This window comes from Arthrobacter sp. ES3-54 (assembly GCF_029504395.1).
Classification (GTDB): domain Bacteria; phylum Actinomycetota; class Actinomycetes; order Actinomycetales; family Micrococcaceae; genus Arthrobacter.
Map to the genome: position 1 here is coordinate 143,190 of NZ_JAQFIF010000008.1, position 25,708 is coordinate 168,897.

Sequence of the window (25,708 nt, forward strand, 5' to 3'; positions counted from 1 at the left end):
GACGATTTCAATTGCCCGCGGAAGCTTGCTAGAGCTTAACTAATGCAAGAGTTCCTGACACAAGCAATGCCGTTCCTGGCCATGGCCCTCGCCGTGGTTGCCGGACTCGTCCTGTCCTGGCTGGTGCGCAAGCTTGTGCTCCGGCTCAACCGCAGCAAACCGGAACTGCGCGAGACGTCCCGCGTGGCCCGGCTGCCGTTGCGCTTGTCGCTGTGCCTGGTCGCCGTCCGCATCGCGCTGGCCACAAGCAGCGGGGACCTCGAATGGCGCCACGGCCTGGACCATCTGCTGCTGATTGCGCTGATCGCGTCCCTGGCCTGGCTGGCCATCGCCATGCTGCTCATCATCGAGGCGATGGTCCTGACCCGGTACCGGGTGGACGTCGCGGACAACCGCCGCGCCAGGCGGCTGCGCACCCAGGTGATCCTGGCCCGGCGGATCGGCGTCGCACTGATCGCGGTGGTGGCCTTGGGCAGCACGATGCTGACGTTCCCCGCGATCCAGGCCCTCGGCGCCGGGCTCCTGGCCTCAGCGGGCGTGATCTCGATTGTCGCCGGCCTCGCCGCCCAGACGTCGCTGGTCAACGTGTTCGCCGGCATCCAGCTCGCCTTCACGGACGCGATCCGGGTGGACGACGTGGTGGTGGTCCAGAAGGAATGGGGCCGGATCGAGGAGATCACCCTGACCTATGTGGTGGTCCACATCTGGGACGACCGCCGACTGATCCTGCCCTCGACATACTTCACCACCACCCCGTTCGAGAACTGGACCCGGCGGCAGTCCGAGGTCATGGGCACCGTGGAGTTCGACCTCGACTGGCGCGCACCCGTCGAGGCGATGCGCGGTGAACTGAAGAAGGTCCTGGCCGAGACCCCGCTGTGGGACCAGCGCGTGGGGATCCTGCAGATCACGGACGCCACCGCCGGCTTTGTCCGCGTGCGCATCCTGGTCAGCGCAGCCGACAGCGCGTCCCTGTTCGACCTCCGTTGCCTGATCCGCGAGGAACTGGTGCTGTTCCTCCAGCAGGACCACCCGACGGCGCTCCCCCACGTGCGCCTCGAGTCGCTGCCCGCGGCGGCGTCCGCCAACGCCTCCTCCACCGCCGCCGACGCCGGGACGGGCACCAAGCGTCCGGGCAAGACTACCGCCACGGCCGAGCACCACCGGCACCCGGACCCGCACGACTCCCAGCTGTTCACCGGATCCATCGAGGCGATCCAGCGCTCCAAGGCCTTCTCGGGACCTGGCGAGGACGTCTTCGAGGACCGCGACAACGCCATCGCCTCGCAGAACTAGGCTGGGCCGGACCGCGGACCGGGCAGGGTCTTCCCAGCCTCCGCCAACTGGTCGATAATCAGACGTTGGCGGGTCAGCAGCAGCGCTGCCCCGATTGTCTGCAGGACCAGCTGAGGAGCCCCCATGACGGTCGAACAAGCCCCCGCGGAAACACCTAAGGCGGCTGCCAGCGATTGGTTCCAGAGCGCCGTCGTCTATCAGATCTATCCGCGCAGCTTTGCCGACTCAAACGGCGATGGCATCGGCGATCTCCGCGGCATCATCAGCAAGCTGGACTACCTGCAACGGCTGGGGGTCGACGTCGTCTGGCTCTCCCCGATCTATACCTCCCCGCAGGACGACAACGGCTATGACATCAGCGACTACCGTAACGTCGACCCGCTCTTCGGCACCCTGGACGAGCTCCGGGAACTGACCGACGGGCTGCACGCGCGCGGCATGAAGCTGGTGATGGACCTGGTGGTCAACCACACCTCGGACGAACACCCCTGGTTCGTGGAGTCCCGGTCCTCGAAGCAGAACCCGAAGCGCGACTGGTACTGGTGGCGGCCGCCGCGGGAGCCCGACGGTGGCGCCGGCCCGGGGCGCACCGCCGCGGAGCCGAACAACTGGGGCTCGGCGTTCTCCGGGCCCGCGTGGGAGTTCGACCAGGCCTCCGGGGAGTACTACCTGCACATCTTCTCCAAGAAGCAGCCGGACCTGAACTGGGAGAATCCCGAGGTCCGCGCGGCGGTCTACGAGATGATGAACTGGTGGCTGGACCGGGGCGTGGACGGCTTCCGGATGGATGTCATCAACTTCATCTCCAAGGACACCGCTCTCCCGGACGGGCCGGTCGCGGACGGCAAGCTCTTCGGCGACGGCAGCCCGTTCTACATCGACGGCCCGCGCATGCACGAGTTCCTGCAGGAGATGCACCGGGAAGTCTTCGCCGGCCGCACGGGCGAACTGCTCACCGTCGGCGAAATGCCCGGCGTGACCGTGGCGGACGCCATCCTGTACACCGATCCCGCCCGGGCCGAAGTGGACATGGTCTTCCAGTTCGAGCACGTGGCCCTGGACCAGGAGTACGGCGACAAATGGCGGCCCAAGAAGCTCCTGCTCACCGAACTGAAGCAGACCCTGGGACGCTGGCAGGAAGGCCTGGCCGAGACCGGCTGGAACAGCCTGTACTGGGGCAACCACGATCAGGCCCGCGCCGTGTCCCGCTTCGGCGACGACGGCAAATACCGCGAACTCTCCGCCAAGATGCTGGCCGGCAGCCTGCACCTGCACCGGGGCACGCCCTACGTCTACCAGGGTGAGGAACTGGGCATGACCAACATGACGTTCGGCGCGATCAGCGACTACCGGGACATCGAGGTCCTCAACCACCACCGCGAAGCCACCTCGCACCTCGGCCATACCGACGCCGAGGTCCTCGCCGCCCTTGCGCCGCTGAACCGGGACAACGCGCGGACCCCGGTCCAGTGGGACGCCTCCCGGCATGCCGGATTCACCACCGGGGCTCCGTGGATCGCGGTTAACCCGAACGCCAACCACATCAACGCCGCCGCCCAGGTGGACGATCCGGACTCGGTCTACAGCTTCTACCGCAAGGTGATAGTGCTGCGGCACGAAGAGCCGGTGGTCTCCCACGGGACCTTCACCATGCTCCTGCCCGACGACCCGCACATCTACGCGTTCACCCGGGCGCTGACCGGGCCCGGTTCAGACGGCTCCCCCGGCAGTCCCTCCGCCAGCCCGGAGCTTTTGGTTCTGGGCAACTTTTCCGGCGAGGAGCGCCACGCGGAGCTCGGGGACGAGGCCTGGCATGACGCCGAGCTGGTCTTGGGCAATTACCCGTCCGACGGGGGTTCAGCCGACGGCGGCTCAGCCGCAAGTGCCGTGCGGGGCGGCGGCGGCGGCTCAGCCGCGAATGCCGTGCGGGGCGGCGGTGCCGACGGCGGCTCAGCCGCGAATGCCGTGCGTGGCCGCGCTGCCGACGGGGGTTCAGCCGCGAATGCCGTGCGTGGCCCCGCTGCCGACGGCGGTTCTGGCACGGGCACGATGCGCCTGCGGCCATGGGAACTGCGGGTCTTGCGCCGGCGCAGCCGCGCCTGATTGCCATATCCGGAACACCAGCTGAGAAAGGAAGCCCGTTATGACTATTCCTCCGACCCCCGAACCCGATCCGTTTCCACCGGAGCCGGGCCCCACAACGCCGCAGCCGGAGCCCGGGGACCCGTTCCCGCCGGAGCCTGGTCCAGTCACGCCGCCGCCCGTTCCGGGGCCCGAGCCGGTACCCGGCCCCGCGCCCACGCCGTCACCGGAACCGGGGCCGTTCCCGACGCCGCCCAATCCCCTCCCGATTCCGGATCCCGGCCCGGTGCCGCCGCGGCCGGACCCGACCCGGTTCTAGCGGGCGTCAACCAGCGGTAACCCCGCGCAGGAACCGGCGTACCTCGGCGTTGAAGGCATCCGGCGCTTCAACGGCGCCCATGTGCCCGACGTCGGGTATCATCACGAGCGTCGAACCCGGGATCCGCCGGTTCATTTCGCGGGCCACGCTCGGCCGCGAGCGGACGTCTTCCGTGCCGTACAGCAGCAGGGTGGGCACCGCGATAGTGGGCAGGACATCGCGATAGTCGGCATGTGCGTTCGCGTTCAACAGTGCCCGCATGCCGCTTGGATGGAAGTCGGCCATGATGGCGCTGGTTTCTTGCACCGCCTCCGGATCAGCCCGGTCGGTGAACAAAGTGGGCAACCACGCGGGGATGAATTGCTCCGGCGGCTGCTCGAGTTCGGCTAGGACCTGTTCGTAGCGGCGCTCCACTTCCTCGGGCGGCAGGGATCCCGCCCAACCGGCATACGCCGAGGCCAGCAACAGCGACGCCGGGACGGACGGGTATGCCCGGTAGAACTCCAGCGCAATCCCGGAGCCCATGGATAAGCCGAGGATGTGCGGCCTGCCCGGCACCGCTTCCAGAAGAAATCCGGCCAGGGCGTCGGCCAGGTCCTTTCCGGTGAAGTCCGGCTGCGGATCGTCCGAGCCGCCGCACCCGGGCGCATCCCAGGCGAAGACCGTGTACTCGTCCGACAGCCCGTCGAGCTGCCGCCGCCAGATCCGGCTGTCTTCGTAGGCGCCATGCAACAGGACCAGCGGCGGTCCCTGGCCCGCACGCTGGTACCGGATGCGCAGGCCCGCAACCTCGACGGTATCCATGAGGCAATGCTAGGTCGGTCCGCGGTCCCCGGGCAGGCTCAGGACGCGCAAACCCACCCGCGACGCGCAAACCCACCCAGGACGCGCAAACCCACCCCGGACGCCCAACCCGCCCGCGACGCGCAAATGACCCTGCGACACCCGAATTCGGGTGTCGCAGGGTCATTTGCGCGTCGGCAGGAAGATCGGGTGTCGGTGCCTACCGCAGGACGATGTCCCGGGTGCGGTGATCGTACTGAATGACCAAGAGACCGCCGCCGTGGTGCACTTCGTGGTTGGGTCCGTCGAAGACGCCGAACGCGCCGTAGTTTTCGTCCCAGGAGCGGTTCAGGGCGATCTTGAAGGTGTAGAAGCCGGCAGGGATGTCAGCGGCGATCTTCCAGAGCTGGTCCACCTGGTCCAGTTCCATCTGGACTTCGTCATACTGCGGCGCCCAGTTGGCGGGCGCGCCGATCAGGACGTTGAAGTCACCGGCAACTGCGACGGCGTCCGGCTGCTCGATGGTTTCGACGCTGACAGCCGGGGTCGCCGCCGGAGCTTCGGCTGACGCAGCCGCGGGGGCCTCGGCAGCGGGCTTGCGCTTCCGCACGGCCTTGGCCACAGGAGCCACAGCCTCCTCAATGAGCTTGGCGGCCTTGCCGGCAACCTTGGAAGTTTTCGACGGGGCTTCGTCGGCGATGGCGACCGGCTTTGCGGCCCTCACCGGCTTTACCGCGGGAGCAGACGGCAGCGGGGTGCCGGCCGGAACCGCAGTACCGGCGTCGAGCGCGGCAGCGAAGGCAACAGGCTCGGCGAAAGCAACCGTGGCGCGCTGACCTTCATCGGTGATAGACCAGCCGGAGCGGCCCTTGACCAGCCAGCCCGCCTTGACCAGCTTGGAGGTGGCGGTGGTCAGCGTCTTGTGGCCACGGGGAATGCCGCCGCTGAGGAGTTCGCTTTCGTGGTCGTTGAGCGGTACCCGTGCGATTGCCTCGCCCAGTACGGCTCCGGCGTTCAGCTTCTCGCCAGTCCATACCTCCTCTGCCAGGACATCAAGCACGGCCTTTAGCCGAAGGTTGGTGTTTTCCGCGGTGTTCGCGCCCATGGGTCTCCTTTAGAAGCAATTGATCCACCTGCATTTTGCCAAGGAAAGGATGGTTTATGCGAGCGGAACCTGTTAACTCTGTGTGTCGTGACCCACTATGACAGGGCTGAGCGGAGTGCGCGAGGAACAAACTCACCGCTACCCGCGAGTAGCCTGACGCCGGAGTACTCTTGTCCGCCATGCCTCCTCCGGCAGTGCTGGATTCGGGGTGCCCGACCCGGCAGTGCTGGATTCGGCAGCGCTGGACCCGGCAACGCTGGATCCAGTAACGCTGGACCCGGGGAGCTCGCCGGCGGACAATGAGCCGTATTCGTCCCTGTTTCTCAGGAGCCGTTCCTCAGGAGCCGTCATGCCTAGATTCAAGGTCTGGCTGCAGCGTCACCGCCTCCCGGCGTTCTTTGTCCTGGCGTTCGCGATTTCCTGGTGCTCCTGGCCGCTCTACGCGGCCGGGCTGATGCCGCAGTTCGAATTCCTGCCGATCGGACCGCTCGCGGCGGCGCTGATCATCATTGGCCTCGCCGAGGGAAAAGACGGTTACCGAGCGTGGGGCCAGCGGCTGATCCGGTGGCGGGTCGGCTGGATCTGGTACGCCGTGGCCCTCCTCCTCCCGGCGATGATGGCGCTGCTCACCGGATTCGCAAACATGGCCCTCGGCGCGCCCGCTCCGGGGCTGGCAGAGGTGAGCTGGTCCGGGCTCCTGGCTGTCTTTGCCGTGCGGCTGGTCAATCCAATGGACGGCCCTCTGGGCGAGGAGCCGGGTTTCCGCGGCTATGCCGTGCCCCTGCTCCAGGCCCGGTGGAATCCGCTGCGGTCCGCGGCACTCCTCGGCGTTGTAGTGTCCCTCTGGCACCTTCCGTTGGTCCTCTTCGGCCAGCTCAGCGTGATCGGGCTGCCCACCACCTTCGCCATCACCTTCCTCTACGTGTGGCTGTTCAACCGCACCGGCGGAAGCGTGCTGCTCACCTACCTCTTCCACAACAGCCAGGGCACGTTCACGGTGGGTTCCTTCGGGTTCTCCGGTGCCGGGGCTGACCGGGCGGAACTCATCTACTTCGCCGTCGTGGTCCTTGCAGTCCTCACTACTGTTCTCCTGGACCGGAGTGCCTGGCGTGCGGCGCCTGCCTCCGCCATCGACTCGGTGCTGGTCCGTTCCGGATCAGATCCAATCCACCGCTGAGGAGGGATCATGTCTTCACCCCTGCCGTCCCATGCCGGGCCCATTGCCCTGGCCGCCGGCCTGGCCTTCGCCGCCGAGGACGTCTGGCGCCTGCTCGCGGCCGACCACAGCCTCGAGCGAATAGACATGATGCGCCAGACTCCGTTCCAGCTGGCCAACGCGTTCTACTTTGTGGTCTTCATCGGACTGATGCTCGCGTTGGTGTCCGTCTACATGAGGTACGCGGACAGCGCCGGTGGCCTCGGCGTCGTCGGCTTCTGCGCCGCCCTCATCGGCACCATGGATATGGCGGGAGACATGTGGTTCGACGGGTTTGCCGGTCCGTGGATTGCCGAAACCGCGCCCGACGCCATCCTCGCTGGCGGGTCCGGGATGCTGGTCGTCGGCGCCCTCTCCAGCTACGTGCTGTTTGCGCTTGGCTGGATCATTTTCGGCGTTGTGGGCTGGCGGACGCACATGTTCCCGGCGTGGGCCGGTGCGGCGTTCGTCGTCGCCGGGGCCCTAGGTTTCAACGTTGGCCTGCCGCCGTACGGGATTCCAATCGGCCTGACGATGGCCGCCCTGGGCTGGTGGATCATCCGCAGCGCCCGAGTGCCGGCCGGGCAGCGCCAAGAAGCCCGTTCCTAGGCACCGACCGCGGCCCAGGACCTTCCTTGGTGCCCAAGCATGGGTCAGTCCTCGGCGCTCCATTCGGCCCCGGTCTGGGCCATGAAGGCGGCTACAGCTGCTTCGGTGGTGGGATAGAAATGCTCGGGCTCGATTTCGCGGGTCAATCCGTACTTTTCGATCTTCTCCCGGGTCCTGTGCTTGAGCTCGGCGAACACCAGGGAGATACCCTTCGCGTTCAGCTCGACGTCCAGATCGAGCAATACGTCCGCGGCGGTGGTGTCCACGTCCGTGATGGGTTCGGCCGCGATGACGATCCACCGCGGCTTGGGTTCCGTTAGTGCCAAGTGCCGGATGTTGTCGCGGAACGGCCGGACGTTGGCGAAGAACAACGGGGCGTCCCACCGGTAGATCACCAGGCCGGGCAAGTGCTTCGCGTCCGGGTGGACGCGGATGTCGTGAAACCCCTCGTATCCCGGCACCCGCCCGATCACCGTCTCGTACGGCCACCACGCCCTGCGGAAGATGTTCAGAATGGACAGCCCCACCGCAATGCCGATGCCGGGCAGAACGCCCAGGAGCGCCACTCCGAGGAAGGCGGCCAGGCACAGGTAGAACTCGGTCCGTCTCTGGTGCCAGAGACGCACTGTCCCGGGGATGTCGGCCAGGGACACGGACGCGGTGATCACCACGGCCGCCAGAGCCGGCTGTGGCAAGTTCCGGAACAGCCCGGGAAGCAGCACGAGCATGAGGAGGACCAGCACGGCGCCCGTCACACCCGTGAGCTGTGTCTTGGAGCCGGAACGTTCGGCGACGGCGGTCCGGGAGCCGCTGGTGCTCACGGGGAAGCCTTGGAAGAAGCCCACGGCCAGGTTCGCGGCACCGATGCCGATCATTTCCTGGTTGCCATGAACCTCTTGGCCGGAGCGCGCCGCGAACGCCGTCGAATTCGAGATCGTGTCCGTCAAGGACACCAACGCAATGCCCAGGGCACCGGCAAACATCAGCCCGATGTCCGACAAGGTCACGTCCGGGATCGTGAACGGCGGGAAACCTCGCGGGAGTTCCCCGACCAGGGAAACGCCCTTACTGGCGAGGTCAAACAGCGAGGTCGCCGCGATCGCGAGAACCACCATGACGAGCACTGCTGGGACCTTGGGCAGCCACCGTTGCAGGGCCAGTATCAGCACAATCCCGGCTATGCCGACCGCCGCGGCGGCGCCCACCGTCTCGCCATTAGCCACGCCCTCGACGAAACCGACCAGGTCACCAATGAAGTTTTCGCTGTCCACCTTGAACCCGAAGAGCTTTGGGAGCTGGCCCACCAGGATGGTGATCGCGAGACCGTTCATGTAGCCGATCATCGTCGGTTTGGAGATCAAATCGGCGATGAAGCCGAGCTTGGCCACGGACGCGAGGACCATGATGAGGCCGACCATGATCGCGAGCAGCGACGCGAGCGCCACCGCCTTCTGCGGGTCACCGTCGGAGGCGACGAGCGGCAGGACCGTCGCGGCGATCATCGGGCCGAGTGCAGAGTCCGGTCCCAGCACCAGAATGCGCGACGGGCCGAAGACCGCATAGGCGAACAGACAGAGGATGGTGGTGTACAGCCCGGTGATCGCCGGCAAACCTGCCAGTTCCGCATAGGCCATGCCCTGGGGAACGAGCAACGTCGCCAGGACGACTCCGGCGACGACGTCCTTTCCGAACCAGTCCTTCTGATATGTGGCGGGGACGTCGAGTCCAGGCATCACTTTGCGCAGCGAGCCCATGCGCCGCTGTCCGGTCTTCGTCATATCTGCACTCTGCCGCGCGGCACCGCCCCGGCGCATCCCCCGGCAAGGGTGACCCGGCCCAGCCCGGACGGACGCCGTGGGGCTGCTGCAACCCGGGGCAAATCCCGCCCGACCATCCGTTGTGCCGCCGACCCGATGGGCCTAGAGTGGCGGTCTGCCAACTGCGTGCCGTCCCGCTGCCCGATCAGGTGCCGGAGGCCGTCCCCATTGTTCTGATTCAGGAGAAATCTATGGAATCCCGTACGCTCGGTTCGCTCACCGTCTCGGCCCTGGGTTTGGGCTGCATGGGAATGAGCGAGTTTTACGGCCACGGCGAGGAAAAGGAATCCGTCGCCACCATCCAGGCCTTTCTCGACGCCGGCGGAAGCCTGCTCGACACTGCGGATATGTACGGCCCGTTCACCAACGAGACGCTTGTCGGCCGGGCTATCGCAGGCCGGCGCGACGACGTCGTCCTGGCCACCAAATTCGGCAACGAACGCCGGCCCGACGGATCCTGGGTAGGCATCAACGGCTCCCCCGACTACGTGCACGCCGCCTGCGATGCAAGCCTGCAGCGGCTGGGCGTGGATCACATCGACCTGTACTACCAGCACCGGGTGGACAAGACCGTCCCGATCGAGGACACCGTCGGGGCCATGGCTGAGCTGGTACAGGCCGGGAAAGTCCGGCACCTTGGCTTGTCCGAGGCCAGCGCCGGCACCGTGCGCCGGGCCCACGCGGTGCACCCCATCACCGCATTGCAGACCGAATACTCGCTGTGGGAGCGCGAACCGGAAACGAAGGTCTTCCCGGTTCTGGCGGAACTGGGCATCGGATTTGTCCCCTACAGTCCGCTGGGTCGAGGCTTCCTGACCGGCCAGTTCCGCAGCCCGGATGATTTCCCGGCGGACGATTTCCGCCGGCACTCCCCGCGTTTCCAGGGCGAGAACTTTGTCCGGAATTTGCAGCTCGTGGATCGGGTCAAGGAGTTGGCGGACGCCAAAGGCTGCACTCCCGGGCAACTGGCACTGGCTTGGCTGCTGGCCCAGGGCGAGCACATAGTTCCCATCCCGGGCACCAAGAAGCGTGACCGTCTGCGGGAGAACGTGGGCGCTGCCGACGTCGAACTCTCCGCCGAGGACCTGACCCGTCTGGACGAACTGGCTCCGGCCGGGGCTGCGGCCGGAGCGCGGTACCCGCACATGGACTCGATCGACGACTAAAACGGCAACCCGGGGTCACCAGACCCCCACGTTGCGCTGTTGCCCTATCAGTTATGGTTCCCAACCCCGTTTTAGCGACCATAAGTGATAGGGCAACTGTGACCTCAGTGCCCTGACGCGGCCAGTTCGGCCAGCAGCTCGGCCTTGCGTTCCTCGCTTGCAAAGGACGAACGGATCGAGTTCGCCGCCATCCGGACGCAGTCGAACTCGGACAGGCCGATAACCGATTTCAGCTGCGCGAAGTTGTCGTCCACGTACCCGCCGAAATACGCAGGATCGTCCGAGTTCACGCAGACGTTCAGCCCCGCGGCGAGCATGGCCGGCAGCGGGTGCTCAGCCAGGGTGTCCACCGCCCGGAGCCGGACGTTGGACAGCGGGCACACGGTCAGCGGCATGAGCTCGTCCACCAGCCGCTCCACGAGTTCCGGATCTTCCATGCACCTGATGCCGTGGTCGATCCGCTCCACTTCGAGAATGTCAAGCGCGTCGATGATGTACGACGGCGGGCCCTCCTCGCCGGCGTGCGCGATCCGGTGCAGCCCGGCATCCTTGGCCCGGGCGAAGAGCCGCTCGAACTTGGCCGGCGGGTTGCCCACCTCGGCGGAATCGAGCCCGATTCCGGCGATGGGGGCGTCCATGGCGAGCAGCTTCTCCAGCACTTCGAGGGCGGATTCCTCGGTGAGGTCGCGCAGGAAGGCGGCGATCAGGAGGGTGGAGATGCCGAACTCTTCCTGGGAGCCGGCCAGCACCGAGGCCACGCCGTTGACGCACGTCTCCAGCGATATCCCGCGGGACAGGTGGGCCTGCGGGTCCAGCATGATCTCGGCATGCCTGACCCCGGCGAGCGCCGCCCGGGTCAGATAAGCCCGGGTCATGTCGGCGAAGTCCTGCTCCGTCTGCAGCACGGCCATGTTGGCGTAGTACAGGTCCAAAAAGGACTGCAGGTCCGTGAACTCGTAGCGCGAGCGCAGCTCCTCCAGGTCCGCGTACGGCAGTTCGATCCCGTTGCGTTCCGCCAGCGCGAAGATCAGCTCCGGTTCCAGCGTTCCCTCAATATGCAGGTGCAGTTCCGCGACCGGGAGCGGGAGGGGTTCGCCGGCTTCCGGTTCTTCGGGTTCTTCCGGCTCTTTCTCCGCATTCTCCGCAAACCGAGTCTCGTCGTCGTACGTATCCATCCGGTAAGGATATGCCCGGTGCTGCCCTGAGCGGATAGAGTCGAACCAATGCAAAATACACAGCATGCTTCCCATTTGCCGCGCCCGGCCGACCGGGATCTAATCCAGGATCTGGTTCCCGGCAATCCGACGGACGGTTTTGTCCGGGTGCGCGGTGCCCGGGAGAACAACCTGCGCAACGTGGACGTGGACGTGCCCCGCGATGCGATCGTCGCCTTCACCGGCGTCTCCGGCTCGGGCAAGTCCTCCCTCGCCTTCGGCACCATCTATGCCGAGGCGCAGCGCCGCTACTTCGAGTCCGTAGCCCCCTACGCCCGCCGGCTCATCCAGCAGGGGCACAACCCCAAGGTGGAAATGATCACCGGGCTGCCGCCCGCCGTCGCGCTCCAGCAGCGCCGCGGGACGCCGAGTTCGCGGTCCACGGTGGGCACGCTCACCACGCTGTCCAACTCGCTGCGCATGCTTTTCTCCCGCGCCGGCAGCTATCCCGACGGCGCCGGGCAGTTGGACTCGGACGCGTTTTCTCCGAACACGGCCGCCGGTGCCTGCCCGGAGTGCCACGGCCTGGGGATCGCGCACACCGTCACGGAGTCCTCCCTGGTGCCGGACACCTCGCTGAGCATCCGCGACGGCGCCATCGCCGCCTGGCCCGGGGCGTGGCAGGGCAAGAACCTGCGCGACATCCTGACCCACCTTGGCCACGACGTCGACACCCCCTGGCGGAAACTGCCCAAGAAGGACCGCGACTGGATACTGTTCACCGAGGAACAGCCTGTAGTGGAAGTGACGCCCCAACGCGACCGCGTCGCCAAGCCATACAAGGGCCGGTTCTGGAGCGCCAAGAGCTACGTGCTGCATACACTCGCCGATTCCAAGAGCACCACCATGCGCGACCGCGTGCTGCGCTTCATGGAAACCGGCCCGTGCCCGGTCTGCGGCGGCGCCGGCCTGACCCCGGCCGCCCTCGCCGTCACCTTCGCCGGACGCACCATCGCCGAGCTCAACGCCGTCCCCATGACGGAACTGGCGGGCATCATCCGGCCCACCACCGAGCTCACCGAGGCCGGGACTGCCTCCCGCAAGCAGTCCTCCGGCGAGGGCAACGAGGTGGCCGTCGCCATCACCCGCGACCTCCTGCAGCGCGTCACGGTGCTGCTGGACCTCGGCCTGGGCTACCTCGCGCTGGGCCGGTCCACCCCCACGCTCTCCCCCGGCGAAATGCAGCGGCTCCGGATCGCCACCCAGCTACGCTCCGGCCTGTTCGGCGTGATCTACGTGCTGGACGAACCCTCCGCCGGCCTGCACCCCGCCGACGCCGAGCCGCTCCTCGCCGTCCTGGACCAGCTCAAGTCCTCCGGCAACTCGGTGTTCGTGGTCGAGCACAACATGGACATCGTCCGCCGCGCGGACTGGCTGGTGGATGTGGGTCCCCGCGCCGGTGAAGGCGGCGGGGAAGTGCTCTACAGCGGACCCGTCTCTGGCCTCGCCGGGGTGGATGCGTCCGTCACCCGGCCGTTCCTGTTTCCGAATGGTTTCCCTGACGGTTCCGGTATGACGGACGACGGCGGCGCTACCTCAGCGGCCAGCCCTCGCCACGGCGCGGATGACGGCGGCGGTTCCGCCGCGAGCGGCATCCGCCGGGAGGCTGCCGGCTGGCTGGAGTTGCGGGACATCAGCCGCCACAACCTGCGCGAACTCGACGCCGACTTCCCGCTCGGCGTCCTAACCGCCGTCACCGGCGTCTCCGGCTCCGGCAAGTCGACGCTGGTCAGCCAGGTCCTGGCCGAAGTGGTCGGCGCCCGGCTGCACCCGGAATCCGGCGCCGGGGCGAGCCCCGCTGGTGAGGACCTGGAGTCCCAGGCCGGTGAGCCCACCGGCCCGGTCAGTGTTGGACCGGTCTCGGGCCTGGACCAGCTGGACCGGCTGGTCAAGGTGGACCAAAAACCGATCGGCCGCACGCCGCGCTCCAACCTCGCCACCTACACCGGCCTCTTCGACGCGGTCCGCAAGGAATTCGCGGCCACGGACGAGGCCAAGGCGCGGGGCTTCGGCGCCGGGCGCTTTTCCTTCAACGTTGCCGGCGGCCGCTGCGAGACCTGCCAGGGTGAGGGCTTCGTCGCCGTCGAACTGCTGTTCCTGCCCGGCAGCTACGGCCCCTGCCCCGAGTGCCATGGCTCCCGCTACAACCCGGAAACCGTGGAGGTGACCTACCTCGGAAAGAACGTGGCGGAAGTGCTGGGCCTGACGGTCAATGCCGCCGCTGAGTTCCTTGAAGGCGTGCCGGCGGCGGCGCGCAGCCTGCAAACGCTGCGCGAGGTGGGCCTGGGCTATCTCCGGCTCGGCCAGCCGGCCACCGAGCTCTCCGGCGGCGAGGCCCAGCGCATCAAGCTCGCCACCGAACTGCAGCGCGCCCAGCGGGGCCACTCCCTCTACCTGCTGGACGAGCCCACCACCGGGCTGCATCCGGCCGATGTCCAGCTGCTCATGGCCCAGCTGCACCGGCTGGTGGACGCAGGCAACACCGTCATTGTGGTGGAACACGACATGGATGTGGTGGCTGCAGCGGACTGGGTGATCGACCTCGGCCCGGCCGGCGGCGACGCCGGTGGCCAGATCGTGGCGATCGGAACCCCCGCCGCCGTCGCGAACTCCAAGAACAGCCGGACAGCTCCGTACCTGGCCGCGATGCTCGGGGGCTAACTCACGCTTATTGCGAGCATCAGCGGCGAGACAGGCAGCGGCGAGCTGGGTTATAGCGACATGATAACGGCAGAAACGGCAAAAATAACGTCTTGATAACGGGCCGGGCCTGGCTTAGCCTAGTGTGCAATGCCCGCAACCGGGCAGTGCATGCCCGGTGCTACCACCACCAGATACTGCCCGACCGGTAGACACCGCATATGACCTCTATTGTCAGGGGCGGGCAGTGGCGCGAGAACGTCCGGGGACGGACCGAGCGCTGGTGGCCCTCAGGAGCATCTGACCATGAAAAAATCCACCTATGGCACTGCCGCGCGCCGCGGCATCACTCTTGCGGCCGTCTCGATCGCAGGCGTCGCGTTGTCCGCCTCGGCCGCCAACGCGGCCGTCCCGACCACAGCCCCCGCCTCCACCTGGGATTCGCTTGCCCAGTGCGAAAGTGGCGGCAATTGGGCCACCAACACAGGAAACGGCTACGCGGGCGGGCTGCAATTCAGCCAGTCGACGTGGGCGGCCCACGGCGGCACGGGGTCCGCGGCGAACGCCAGCCGTGAGCAGCAGATTGCCGTCGCCCAGAAAGTGCAGGCCAGTCAGGGTTGGGGCGCGTGGCCGGCCTGCGCAGCGAAACTGGGTCTGCGCGGAGGCGCCGTGGCTCCACAGAGCGCAGCCACATCACGACCGCGCGCCGCGGTTGCCGTCCCGGCCAAGGTGCCTGTCCGGCATGCGGCCCCCAAGGCAGCCGTCCCGGCACCCCGCCATGTTACACCGGTGGCTCTGAGTGGCCAGACCTACACCATCCGGAGCGGCGAAACCCTGAGCACAATCGCCGAGAAGCTCAGCCTCGCCGGAGGCTGGCGCTCGCTGGCCGACGCGAACACAGCGACCATCAGCAACCCCCACCTAGTGTTCCCGGGCCAGGTGCTGCAGCTTCCCGGATAGGGCACTTGGTAAGGCACGGCTTGTTACCGGGCTCTGCTCGTTAGGGCACTGTTTGTTAAGGCACGGGCCGTTACAGCACGGGCCGTTAACAAGCGCGACGCCGGAGCGATCCCGCAAGGGGACGCTCCGGCGTCGTCGTGCTTGAGCGAGCCGTGGTGCTCGGTGAGCCGCGGCTTCTCGGATGAGCCGTGCTGCTCAGGTGAGCTGTGCGGGCTCAGGCGGCCTGAGGGATCTCGCGGACAATCTGCAGTTTCCACGCGGCGTCGTCGCTCGTGTCCAGCAGGGCCACCGTGCCCATGGCTAGGTGCAGGGCCACACGCTTCGCGGCGAGAAGCTCAAGGTAGAGGTTTTCATTTACCCGGGCAGGGGCGTCGATGACGTACTTCACGGCGTCGCGGACCTTGCGGTAATTGTCGCTCCGTTCACGGTGCAGATGCAGTTCGAGCATGCGGCGCTGCCGGATCCGCGGCTCGTGACGGTTCAGCCAGGACACTGCGGCGTGGACTGCAACTACCAGGGTCAGCGAGACCGCGTAAATCCACCAGCCCGTGTTGAGCAGAAAGAGGGGCAGGTTGGCGATCGCTACAACGGCGATGCAGAGGCGCAGGGCCACTATCCGCCGCATGGTCAGCGCGAACGATGCCATTGCGGCGCGGAACCCGTGCTGTTCCTTACGGGCTGCCACCGGGTCAAGAATGACTTCCTCGAGCACCAAAATGCCGTTCGCTTCCGGGCCGAGCAGTTGTCCGTATTTCGGTACAAACGGCGCAACAGGGGCTGGATTCATGGCGTGTCCTCCGGGCGGCATAGATGGGGTCCTGCTATATTACGCCCCGCCGTAATGAGCTGTCTGCTTCATTCCAAAATGTGAACATGCGCACGCGTGGTCCTGTGCAATTGGTGGTTTGGTCATGTGGCCTCAAACTGGAGAGATGCAGACTTTCCTCCCCTTCCCCGATTTTCAGCAGAGCGCCGCGGCTTTGGACCGCGTGCGGCTCGGCAAGCAGCGCGTTGAGTCGTTGCAAATCCTGCGTGCGCTGGTGATCCCGGAGTACGGCTGGCAGTCGCACCCGGCTGTCCGGATGTGGATGGGGTACGTTCCCGCGCTGACAATGTACGGCCTGGCCATGGTGGATGAATGGACGGCCCGCGGCGGCGAAGACACCACGCGCGAGAAGATCATGGAGTTCGCCCCGCAGGCGGCCCACCCCGACTACGCCGCCAAGATCCCAATGCCGCCGTGGCTGGGGAATGCGGATTTCCACCTCAGCCACCGGTCCCGGCTGATCGCCAAGGATCCGCGGTTCTATACGAAGGTATTCCCCGGCACGGACCCGGACCTGGAGTACGTCTGGCCGGAACCGAAGCACGAGCTTGTGCCCGAGGATCCTGCCGGGGACCGCATGTGGGTACTGCGCCTGCCGCTCGGCGACACCGATCCCGAGCAGCTGAAGACTGTCAGCCTGCCGCCGGTTGGCCGGAGCAAGGCCCCCGCGGAAGATGACTACCAGTTCGTCTACGCCGAATCAGGCTCCCGCCGGCCGGGCAAGGTGCGCAAGCTACCCCCGAAGCAGCTCGTCAAGAAGCCCACCCGCAAGCGCCAGCAGCAGGAAGAGGCGTTCACCACTCTTCCCGGCAACTCCGTGGTTGCCATTCCGGTCAACGGCGGCAGCTCCTTCGCCATCGGCAAAGTTGTGGGCCGTCCGATCACCGTTGAGGGCAACTTCGCCCGCAACTTCGAGGTGGACGAGATCGTGGACCGCTCGGTCTTCGATTACCCCGCATTGATGCAGGACCCCCGGGCCTTCTTCCCGATTCCGGCGAGGTAGCCGGACGACGCCGGTTGCGGGTCCGGCGTCGGGCCCCGCCTGCGCAGGCGCGCCATCTCGGGTCCGGCGTCGGGCGTCAGGCCGGGAGGTCAGGGGCATCAACAGGTGACGGACTGCGTCAGCGGCTCCCCCGTCCACAACCCCACGCTAGCTGTCAGAGTGAAGGTGTACGTACCCCTACCGTTGCCCTTACTGAGCAACGTCGCCCCGTGCGAGGTGTCCCCTACGGCGATGACGGACACTGCTTGGGAGTCATTCGGCGAAGTAATGGTCGCCGTGTACCCCGTGGCACGGCTGACTGTGGTGAAGCTCGTGAAACTGATGGAAGCCCCCTTCTTGCCTTGGATGGAGGTACATTCCAGCGTTCCGCTGATCGATGCCGGCGCAGGGACCTTGTAAGTTCCAACCGTGAGGGCGGCGGTCGTCTTGGCTGTGAACGACGCATACGCCAGCCCGGGAGCGCCCAGCACCAGAGCCACAGCTACTGGGACGGCCAGCAGTCCGCGCAGACGCACCAGCCAGGGGGCCTTGACCCGAGAGGCTACTGGAACGGACTGAGGGACGTTCACTGTTTGCGCTTCCTGTGAGAGCTGGCGATCTAATAGCTCCTACTCTGGCAAGGCAGCTTCAACCCAACGCCGCGAAAAACTTCAACATTTGCTCAAGAAAACCTGTTAGCCTGAATCCACTGTGACGCTTGGGGTTTTTGTCACACGCTGTGACGCATGAGGTCCCAGCCGCGTGCAGGTCTCATTGTTTTAGAAGCTGGGGTTTGGGTGGTTCCGTGACTCAACTGCGAGCAGTGGTTGTAGATGACGACGCCGACGTTCGACTGCTGCTGCGCCGGACGCTCGAGATGCAGGGGTTTGCCGTTTTTGACGCCGCCTCCGGGTCCGACGCGCTGGTGAGCATCCAGGAAATGTGCCCCGACCTGGTGACCCTGGACCTCAACCTTCCCGATCTCGATGGCGTCGAAGTGTGCCGTCGGATGCGCAAATTTTCCGAGGCTTACGTGGTTATGATCACGGCCCGGGCGGACGAGATAGACGAATTGATGGGCCTGGAAACTGGCGCCGACGACTTTATCAGCAAGCCCTTCAGCCCCCGCACCGTCCAGGCCCGGGTGACAGCGGTAATGCGCCGCCACCGGCCAACCCCGCAACGCCCCACGCCGCAGCGTCGGGCTACAGACTTCATGCCTCGTGCAACTGACGCATCGTCAGCCGGGACCCACGACTCGCCGCGCCGCCGGGCGAGCGACGCTGCGGCGATCACCGACGCCGTGTCCGCCCCGCACACGCCACCGCGCCGCCGGGCAAGCGACGCAGCGCCCGGCAACCCTTCCGGCGATCCAGGCGTCGCGGCAGGACAAAACAGCCGTAGCGACGACGCCCGCGTCCTCCGGCACGGTCCGTTGCTTGTCGAGGCCGAAAGTCGGGCGGCCTCCATTGACGGCGTCGAACTGGTGCTGACCCGCACTGAATTTGATCTCTTGGAAGCACTGACCGGTGCGCCGCGTCGAGTCTGGACCCGGAAGGCCCTTCTGACCAAGGTGTGGGGCACCGAATGGCCCATGGATGAGCACCTCGTGGAGGTGCATATCGGCAATCTACGTAGGAAGCTCGGCGATAAAGGCCGCGAACCACGGTTCATCCGCACGGTACGAGGCGTCGGCTATCGAATGGCGCCGGCCGAAGGGGTGGGCTAGCTGGCCGTGCCACCGCCAGTCCGCACCGCCGCAGGCTCAGGGATGACGCGGCAGTCAGTGCTCGCGGAGTACGGACTGCCTCGCCTCGAACCGCTCCCGGCCACAACCGGCACACGGGCTCCGGATACGCAGGGTCAACTCCAGAAGCTGCTGATCCTGGCGACTACCACCACCGGCATACCGTTCGCAGCGGTCAACATCATCACCGCGGACCAGCAGCACCATATTGCCGCCGAAGGGATCGACCCGGGCGTGTGTTCCCGCGAAGATTCGATGTGCAGCCGGGTCTTTCTCAGCGGCCGGACCACCGTGGTGCCCGACGCCTCCCGGGATCCTGTATTTCGAAACCATCCCTTTGTCACGGGCCAGGTTGCCGCCGTCCGGTTCTACGCTTCAGTCCCTCTCACCACGGCCGAGGGTTTCGTACTGGGGTCGTTGTGCCTCTTTTCGCCGTCGTCCGCGGAACTTACTCCCGGTCAGCAGACGACACTGGAGATCATCGCGTCACAAGTGGTGGAAGTCCTCGAACTGCACCACCATGCCCGGATGCTCGCCCGGAGCCTGGAGGAGGCGCGCAACAGCAACGAACTGCTCGAATCGTTCGCTGCCCGCATCAGTCATGACCTGCGCAATCCGCTGACCAGCGTTATCGGGTTCACCGAACTGGGCGAACTGCAGAGGCCTGAGGATGCGGACGAGTTCCGCATTATCGGCAGGACCTCACGCCGAATGCTGGCCATGGTGGACGACCTGCTGTCCTTTTCGCGCATCGGTGGAGCGCTCCGACGCCGGCCGGTGTCGCTCTCGGCCACAGTCAGCGACGTTTCAGAGAACCTTGCGGCGGATATCAAGGAAGCCGGGGCCGAGATCGAGGTTTCAGATATGGTCCTGGAGGCGGACGCCGAGCAACTGCGCACGCTGTTGCAGAACCTGATCCACAATGCCGTGACCTACCGCAGGCCTGGCACCCGGCCGCGAATCCTGGTCACCGCCGTCGCTGTTCCTGACGGCGTGACGGTCCGGGTGACGGACAACGGCAAGGGCATCCCCGCGGAAAGATGGGGCCACGTTACCGAACCGCTGACGCGTTTACACCGCGAAGACGACCCGCCCGGTTCCGGTTTGGGGCTGGCAACATGCGTCCGGATCGCGAAGGCCCATGGCGGACGGCTCAGCATCGGTTCGGGTCCCGACGGCGGAACCACCGTGTCAGTTGTCCTCCCCGGGTCGGCCCCGGAGGAATCTGCTGGCTGATTGGGCCCGGTAGCGCCGCATAGTGAGTGGGCCGGATGGCGCTGCAGGTTGACGGGAGCGTCGTTCTCTCCAGCAGCGGTGCCGTCAGGAAATGAGGAGTTTGCTCGCGTGCTGCGCGAAGTCCGCTGCGTTGGCGTCGAGGACTCCGGCGGCAACCCGGGCCGCGCCGAGATCGCCCGCCCGGATGCTCCGTTCGACCGCCCTGCTGTGCCCTTCAAGCTGAACCGCTCCGGCCATCGCTGCCGAGGTCGCCACGCTCAGGACCGCCGCTAAGGCACCCCCGCTTTTGCCTTCGAGAAGGCTGCGATGGATGCATGCCAGGCTGTCCGGCAGGCGCTGGACGAAGCGGCTGACGAAGCCGACTGCGGTGGAGCGAGAGTCCAGTTCGTGGGCAAGCCTGTCGATCTGCCGGGAATCCAGGATGACGCCTGATCCGGTCATCCCCTGCTCTTTTCGGAACCGGCGCCCGTGGCGTCTTCAGCGGCATCGTCCCTGACAAGCGATTCGGTGGGCAGCGTTGCGGTGTCCAGCGATTCGGCGGGCAGCGCCTCGGTACCCGGCTCGGCAGGCTTCTTCCAGATCGCCGTCAGCACCACAACGACGAGCAGTGCAGAAGCGCCGTAGAGGAGCACGGACTGGACCAGCGGCTGACGCAAGGCTCGGATGGCGTCGCCAAGATGCGGCACGACGCCCGCTTGCGTGTAGACGTAGTCCTCGGAAAGCACGGCAACCCACGGGTCGGCCCCCGGGTTGGCGTCACCCTTGGTGATCACGGACGTCGTGCCGGCGTCGCGTTTGATGCTGGCCACCCGGTGGGTTTCAATCCGGTGATCGTCAATCGGAATGCTGTAGGTAATGACGTCGCCAACCTTCAGCTCGGAGACCGGCGTCTTCACGCTGACAACGACGTCGCCCGGGTTGATCCCCGGCGACATGCTCCCGGTGAGCATGGTTGACGTCTGGTAGTTCAGGAAGTGCGGCCCGACTGCGAGAAAGAGGAATACCAATGCGGCGACGATGAGGAGGATCGTGACCGCCGCGCGTCCGGCCACGGCAACAGGCTTGGGCACCACACTGCCGCGAGCGTGCGGCGGCCGCTCGGCCCGGCGTCGTCCGTGGTTGGGGAGTGCGGCGTTGCCCTGGACATGAATGTCCTGGGCGGGGCTGTGCTGGACATCGCTGTCCTGGGCGGGGCCGTCTGCTGGCGGGAGGTCGACGGAGTCCCTGGGACCTGCGTTGATTACTGCGCTCACGGGATCGTTCCTCCTGCCGGGGTGAATAGTACGCATAAAACCGGGGACTCAGTCCGGCCGAGACCGGGCCGGACTGAGTCCCCGAGACTGGCTACTTGTTGGTGGCTCCGCGGGTTGCGGCGTTGAAGGCGAAGGCGACATTGCTGTTCAGGCCCTGGAAGGAGTCGTTCGCAGCGATCGGCAGAGTCAGCGTGACCCGGAGGAAATCGGTCTTTGCGGCGGTCGTCGACGTCAGGCCCGACAATGCCATGTTCTGTCCGATCACGGCACGCTTGGCAAGGACCACGGCGCCCTGCACGGGCGTGCCCGCAGAATTACAGGTGTACGGGCCTGTACCGGATCCGGTCCAGGCAACCGGGCAGCTGTCGATCTGCAGCTGCAAACCGTTGGTTCCGTCTGTGGTCAGGAGGCTCGGCGACGTCGTGCTGGTGGTGAGAGTGATCGCGGCCAGATCGATTGTGCCACCGTTGACCAACTTGAGTGTGCGTTCCATGGTGTCGCCCGGGATCACCTTGGCCGCTTGGATGTTGAGCGTGCCGGCGTCGGCGCCAGTCAGGGTTACCGTGGCCGAGTCGACGGCGGCGGAAGCCGAAGTGCTGGCGGTGAAGCCACCGTAGGTACCCATCCCGGCCACGCCGGCAGCTGCGGCGAGGAGGGCGGCGGAAGCCAAGACCTTGCTGGACGTGGACTTGAGGTTGAGACCCATTGGATTTTCCGTTTCGTGGAGCCGGCCCTGACTGGCCGGGCGACGTATGTTGTGTCCGCCAGCCCCCTGGCTGACCCATACAACGATGCCCGGCCTCCTTCAAGGCAATGCTTCAGCGGGCTACAAGATCACTTCAAGATTTTCTCAAGTCTGTCCGTGGGGCTTCCCGAAGGCTGGCAGACTGGCCTCATGACTGTTCTGCTGGCCGGTTGCGGCGACCTGGGCACTGAGGCCGGACTGCGTTTCGCGGCCGCAGGCCACCGCGTGGTGGGGTGGCGCCGGTCGCCGGCGAAACTTCCGGCTGCCATCGAGGGGGTCGCAGCTGACCTGAGCTCCGACGAGCTGCCGCCCATCCCGGCGGACACCGCCGCCGTCGTCGTCGCGATTGCCGCGGATTCCCCGACTGAGGATGCCTACCGGACCGCCTACGTGGACGGCCTCTCGAACGTGCTGGACGCGGTCCTGGCGTCCGGCGCAGGCGTCCGCCGGATCCTGTTTGTGTCCTCGACCGCCGTCTACGGCGACGCCGGCGGCGGCTGGATCGATGAACGCACGACGCCGGAACCTGGCGGGTTCTCAGGCCGCATCATCCGCGAAGCAGAGGAACTCCTCTACAGCCGCCTGCGCGGCACCGGCATCACCCCGGTTGTGCTGCGGCTCGGCGGGATCTATGGCCCTGGCCGGACGCGGCTGATCGACCAGGTGCGCGGCCGAACCGCGGTCATTCCGGCTGCGCCGCGCTTCACCAACCGTATCCACCGCGACGACGCCGCCGCCGCAATCGTCCATCTGTGCACCATGGATACGATTCCTGCGCCCGTCTATCTGGGCGTGGACAACGAACCGGCCGAGCTGGGCGACGTGCTGGGCTTCCTGGCCGCTGAACTGGGACTCCCCCGGCCGGCGTCGGAGTCCGCTGGCGCAACTGGCGGCGACCCGGCGGGCGGCGGGTCGGCGGGCGGCGGGTCGGCGGGCGGCGAGCCGTCGCGCGGCGGAAACAAGCGAGCTAGCAACGGGCTGCTCCGCAGCACCGGATTCGAGTTTCAGTACCCGAGTTTCCGGGAAGGCTACCGAGCAGTGCTCGCCGGCGTCGGCGTCCGGCACCCGTAAGGTTTTGAATCTCACTGCCCACTTTCTCCGAGGGGAACCATGGATCTTCAGCACATTATCGAGACGGCCGGCCGCTTCATGGACTTCGCTGGCGTGGCCGTCATGGTGATCGGCGCCCTCGTGTCCATCCCCATGGCGCTGCGGGGATTCCAGCCCAGGCGCCTGCCCTCGGAATCCGAACCGCTCTCCGTCTACCGCTCCTACCGGCAACTGCTGGGCCGCTCCATCCTCCTCGGTCTGGAACTGCTGGTCGCGGCCGACATCATCCGGTCGGTCGCCGTCACACCGACATTCGAGGGCGTCGGCGTGCTGGCCATTATTGTCCTGATCCGTACCTTCCTGAGCTTCTCGCTAGAGCTGGAAATCACCGGACGCTGGCCCTGGCAGACGCAGCGCGAAGGCTCCTCGGCACAATCGGCTGCCGGCTGAACCCTTCCTGGTGTTGAGGCGTCCGATTAGGCTCGGGGCATGACAGACTACGCGCGTTCTCTTGCGTCCAAAGCCACCGAACTGCTCCGTCTCCACCAAGCCCCGGAGATCCTCCAGATCATCAACGTCTGGGACGCGATCACCGCCAAAGTGGTCGGCGATGTTCCAGGCACCAAGGCGTTGGCCACCGCCAGCCACTCCATCGCGGCGTCCCGCGGCTATGAAGACGGTGAGAAAATCCCGGTGGACGAGATGATCGCCGCCGTCGGGGTGATTGCCACAGCTACGTCGCTGCCCGTCAGCGCCGATCTCGAAGCGGGCTACGGGAACCCAGGGGAGACGGTACGCAAGGCGATTGGCGCCGGCGCCGTCGGAGCCAACATCGAGGACCAGATGCGCCCACTGGCCGATGCCGTTGCACAGATGAGCGCTGCAATGCGCGCCGCCAAGGCCGAGGGCATTGAATTCGTCCTCAACGCCCGCACCGACGCCTTCTTGAAGGGCAAGGACCGGGACCCGGCAGCGGTACTGGCCGATGCTATTGAGCGCGGCCGCGCCTTCCTCGATGTCGGCGCGGCCACGGTGTTCGTGCCGGGCCTGCTGGACGAGGCTACTGTCACCGCACTGGTGGAGGGAATTGGCTGGAACAAAGTGTCGGTCATCAACGTGCCCGGATCCCTGGCCCCGGCCAAATTGCAGGAACTTGGCGTGGCCCGCATTTCCTACGGCCCGTGGACCCAGCGCCTGGCGCTGACGGCGCTGGCCGACGCGACGGCGGAGCTGCTGGCCGGCGGGGCGCTGCCGGAAGGCACCCGGGCACTGAACTGACCTTCGTGTCCCGAGCCTTCCCACCATGCCGACTTATGTCGACTTTTGTCGACCGATGCCGACCGAAGTGAGCTGATCCGATTGGGCGTAAATCCTTGGCCTGATGCACCCGAGCTTCCGGTGCCGATCATCATGGACCAGCGGTGGATGGACGCCGTCTTCCTGCACTGGCGCATCCCTGAGGCAGTATCGGCGTCGTTCATGCCGCCGGGCGTCGCGCCGGACGTCTTCGACGGATCCGCCTGGGTGGGGCTAATCGGCTTCCGCATGCAGCGTGCCGGGCTTGGCCCCGGCCCCGGCGTCCCCTATTTCGGAAGCTTCAACGAGATCAACGTGCGCCTCTACTCCCGGGAGTCGGACGGCACCCGTGGCGTAGTTTTTCGCAGCCTGGATGCTTCACGCTTGGCGGTGGTGCTGGCCGCGCGGGCGGCCGGGATTCCCTATGTGTGGTCGCGGACGAGCTTCCTGAGTGCCGCTTCATTGGATTCCACAGGGCGCACGGCCGGCGCCGGGTCGGCTGGAGCGGATGGGGCCGGAGGTGCCGGATCGGCCGCTGGGTCGGTTGGGACCGGAGGGTTCGGCTCGACCGCTGGAGCCGGGTCCGGCGGGGCCGCTGAAGCCGGTGCGACCGCTGGAGCCGGAGGTTCCGGCGCGGCCACTGGAGCCGGAGGGACCGCTGGAGCCGGGGGTTCCGGCGCGGCCACTGGAGCCGGAGGTTCCGGCCGGACTGCTGGGTATTCTGTGCGCCGTTTCCGTGGCGGTGCCCGGAGCGACTTCGCGGTCGTCCCGGAGCTCGACGCCGCAGCCGTGGATCCCCTGTCGATCCACCTCACGGCCCGGTTCGGTCTGCATTCCAGGTTCAGGGGCAGAACCCTATACATCCCCAACGCGCACAGTGCATGGCCGCTGTACCGGGCGGACCTGACCCTGCTACAGGACGAACTCGTCGGCGCGGCCGGCATCCAGGTCGCCGGACCACCAGAGTCCGTGCTGTTTTCGCCGGGGGTCCGCACCCAGTTTGGTCGGCCACGGGTCCTTAACAACGCGGCGTAAGTCCTCACTCATAAGTTTCTGGTGGGGTGATGTCGGCGATCGCACAGTCCTTTAGCTATCTAATCTTTGCGCAAGCCGCGATCGATCCCACACCCGTTACGTAGGTTTTCGATCTCGAGTCCCCCACCCGTTAAGACGATGTAGGAGGTCATGTCCACCTGGCCGCCGCGTTCACCACAGTCGAGTTGCGGCGGATCTTCCTGACGACAAACCCGACCGAGGCGATATCGCCGCCGTTGCCAAGGTGCTCACTATAATGATGCTCCTATAGGCGTCAATGTTCGTTGAGCCAGTTTTCGTAGCGTTGGTGGAAGACATCGTCCCGGCTGAGCCCGCGTTCAAGCCGGGACAG

Annotated in this window: 23 protein-coding genes; 15 read left to right on the forward strand and 8 right to left on the reverse strand. The window is 66.5% G+C overall.

Features of this window, described 5'->3' with window-relative positions; all coding sequences use genetic code 11:
- Positions 1-42: 42 nt before the first annotated feature.
- Positions 43-1,296 (forward strand): mechanosensitive ion channel domain-containing protein, encoded by a 1,254-nt coding sequence (locus M2428_RS15235; protein WP_277526799.1) that lies wholly within the window; start codon positions 43-45, stop codon positions 1,294-1,296.
- 123 nt (positions 1,297-1,419) lie between these two features.
- Positions 1,420-3,399: an alpha-glucosidase gene (locus M2428_RS15240; RefSeq protein ID WP_277526800.1), complete on the forward strand. Its 1,980-nt coding sequence runs from the start codon at positions 1,420-1,422 to the stop codon at positions 3,397-3,399.
- A gap of 304 nt (positions 3,400-3,703) precedes the next feature.
- Here the strand turns inward: M2428_RS15240 and M2428_RS15245 are convergent, their stop codons facing one another.
- Positions 3,704-4,501: an alpha/beta fold hydrolase gene (locus tag M2428_RS15245; protein WP_277526801.1), complete on the reverse strand. Its 798-nt coding sequence runs from the start codon at positions 4,499-4,501 to the stop codon at positions 3,704-3,706.
- 199 nt (positions 4,502-4,700) lie between these two features.
- Positions 4,701-5,585 (reverse strand): glycosidase, encoded by an 885-nt coding sequence (locus tag M2428_RS15250; RefSeq protein WP_277526802.1) that lies wholly within the window; start codon positions 5,583-5,585, stop codon positions 4,701-4,703.
- Between the two features lie 349 nt (positions 5,586-5,934).
- On the opposite strand from M2428_RS15250, the gene M2428_RS15255 reads away from it, so the two are divergent.
- Together M2428_RS15255 and M2428_RS15260 are read left to right on the forward strand one after the other, a co-directional pair.
- Entirely contained in the window at positions 5,935-6,762 is an 828-nt protein-coding gene (locus tag M2428_RS15255; RefSeq protein ID WP_277526803.1) for a CPBP family intramembrane glutamic endopeptidase, read from the forward strand.
- Between the two features lie 9 nt (positions 6,763-6,771).
- Positions 6,772-7,389, forward strand: coding sequence for a hypothetical protein (locus M2428_RS15260; RefSeq protein ID WP_277526804.1), 618 nt, complete (start codon positions 6,772-6,774; stop codon positions 7,387-7,389).
- Positions 7,390-7,433: 44 nt separating this feature from the next.
- Here M2428_RS15260 and sulP read toward each other — a convergent pair whose 3' ends face one another.
- On the reverse strand, positions 7,434-9,167 hold the full coding sequence (sulP, locus tag M2428_RS15265; protein WP_277526805.1) for a sulfate permease: 1,734 nt from the start codon (positions 9,165-9,167) through the stop codon (positions 7,434-7,436).
- A gap of 230 nt (positions 9,168-9,397) precedes the next feature.
- On the opposite strand from sulP, the gene M2428_RS15270 reads away from it, so the two are divergent.
- Entirely contained in the window at positions 9,398-10,372 is a 975-nt protein-coding gene (locus tag M2428_RS15270) for an aldo/keto reductase (protein ID WP_277526806.1), read from the forward strand.
- A 104-nt stretch (positions 10,373-10,476) separates the two neighbouring features.
- On the opposite strand, the gene M2428_RS15275 is transcribed toward M2428_RS15270, so the two are convergent.
- Positions 10,477-11,547, reverse strand: coding sequence for an adenosine deaminase (locus M2428_RS15275; RefSeq protein WP_277526807.1), 1,071 nt, complete (start codon positions 11,545-11,547; stop codon positions 10,477-10,479).
- A gap of 48 nt (positions 11,548-11,595) precedes the next feature.
- Here M2428_RS15275 and M2428_RS15280 point away from each other — a divergent pair, with 48 nt between their 5' ends.
- Both M2428_RS15280 and M2428_RS15285 read left to right on the forward strand, forming a co-directional pair.
- Positions 11,596-14,247, forward strand: a complete 2,652-nt coding sequence (locus M2428_RS15280) for an excinuclease ABC subunit UvrA (RefSeq protein ID WP_277526808.1) — start codon at positions 11,596-11,598, stop codon at positions 14,245-14,247.
- Between the two features lie 285 nt (positions 14,248-14,532).
- Positions 14,533-15,186: a transglycosylase family protein gene (locus tag M2428_RS15285; RefSeq protein ID WP_277526809.1), complete on the forward strand. Its 654-nt coding sequence runs from the start codon at positions 14,533-14,535 to the stop codon at positions 15,184-15,186.
- 214 nt (positions 15,187-15,400) lie between these two features.
- Here M2428_RS15285 and M2428_RS15290 read toward each other — a convergent pair whose 3' ends face one another.
- Entirely contained in the window at positions 15,401-15,973 is a 573-nt protein-coding gene (locus M2428_RS15290) for a hypothetical protein (protein ID WP_277526810.1), read from the reverse strand.
- Between the two features lie 145 nt (positions 15,974-16,118).
- Here M2428_RS15290 and M2428_RS15295 point away from each other — a divergent pair, with 145 nt between their 5' ends.
- The 4 genes from M2428_RS15295 (at position 16,119) to M2428_RS15310 (ending at position 19,977) form a co-directional block, all read left to right on the forward strand.
- Entirely contained in the window at positions 16,119-17,015 is an 897-nt protein-coding gene (locus M2428_RS15295; RefSeq protein ID WP_277526811.1) for an MSMEG_6728 family protein, read from the forward strand.
- Between the two features lie 231 nt (positions 17,016-17,246).
- Positions 17,247-17,414: a hypothetical protein gene (locus tag M2428_RS15300; protein ID WP_277526812.1), complete on the forward strand. Its 168-nt coding sequence runs from the start codon at positions 17,247-17,249 to the stop codon at positions 17,412-17,414.
- Positions 17,415-17,799: 385 nt separating this feature from the next.
- Entirely contained in the window at positions 17,800-18,723 is a 924-nt protein-coding gene (locus M2428_RS15305) for a response regulator transcription factor (RefSeq protein WP_277526813.1), read from the forward strand.
- Between the two features lie 42 nt (positions 18,724-18,765).
- The gene (locus M2428_RS15310) at positions 18,766-19,977 is read left to right on the forward strand and encodes a GAF domain-containing sensor histidine kinase (RefSeq protein WP_277526814.1); all 1,212 of its coding nucleotides are present in this window, start codon (positions 18,766-18,768) and stop codon (positions 19,975-19,977) included.
- 84 nt (positions 19,978-20,061) lie between these two features.
- Here M2428_RS15310 and M2428_RS15315 read toward each other — a convergent pair whose 3' ends face one another.
- From M2428_RS15315 to M2428_RS15325, 3 genes are all read right to left on the reverse strand, one after another.
- Positions 20,062-20,418 (reverse strand): hypothetical protein, encoded by a 357-nt coding sequence (locus M2428_RS15315; RefSeq protein ID WP_277526815.1) that lies wholly within the window; start codon positions 20,416-20,418, stop codon positions 20,062-20,064.
- On the reverse strand, positions 20,415-21,230 hold the full coding sequence (locus tag M2428_RS15320; protein ID WP_277526816.1) for a signal peptidase I: 816 nt from the start codon (positions 21,228-21,230) through the stop codon (positions 20,415-20,417). The genes M2428_RS15315 and M2428_RS15320 overlap by 4 nt, the downstream gene beginning before the upstream one ends.
- A gap of 91 nt (positions 21,231-21,321) precedes the next feature.
- Positions 21,322-21,936, reverse strand: coding sequence for a TasA family protein (locus M2428_RS15325; protein ID WP_277526817.1), 615 nt, complete (start codon positions 21,934-21,936; stop codon positions 21,322-21,324).
- Positions 21,937-22,125: 189 nt separating this feature from the next.
- Between M2428_RS15325 and M2428_RS15330 the strand changes: the two genes are divergently transcribed.
- From M2428_RS15330 to M2428_RS15345, 4 genes are all read left to right on the forward strand, one after another.
- Positions 22,126-23,046 (forward strand): NAD-dependent epimerase/dehydratase family protein, encoded by a 921-nt coding sequence (locus M2428_RS15330; protein ID WP_277526818.1) that lies wholly within the window; start codon positions 22,126-22,128, stop codon positions 23,044-23,046.
- Positions 23,047-23,085: 39 nt separating this feature from the next.
- Positions 23,086-23,475, forward strand: a complete 390-nt coding sequence (locus M2428_RS15335; protein WP_277526819.1) for a DUF1622 domain-containing protein — start codon at positions 23,086-23,088, stop codon at positions 23,473-23,475.
- 39 nt (positions 23,476-23,514) lie between these two features.
- Positions 23,515-24,303: an isocitrate lyase/phosphoenolpyruvate mutase family protein gene (locus M2428_RS15340; protein WP_277526820.1), complete on the forward strand. Its 789-nt coding sequence runs from the start codon at positions 23,515-23,517 to the stop codon at positions 24,301-24,303.
- Positions 24,304-24,435: 132 nt separating this feature from the next.
- Positions 24,436-25,356 carry a DUF2071 domain-containing protein gene (locus M2428_RS15345; protein WP_277526821.1) on the forward strand — a complete coding sequence of 307 codons (921 nt, stop codon included), beginning with the start codon at positions 24,436-24,438 and terminating at the stop codon, positions 25,354-25,356.
- Positions 25,357-25,708: the final 352 nt, after the last annotated feature.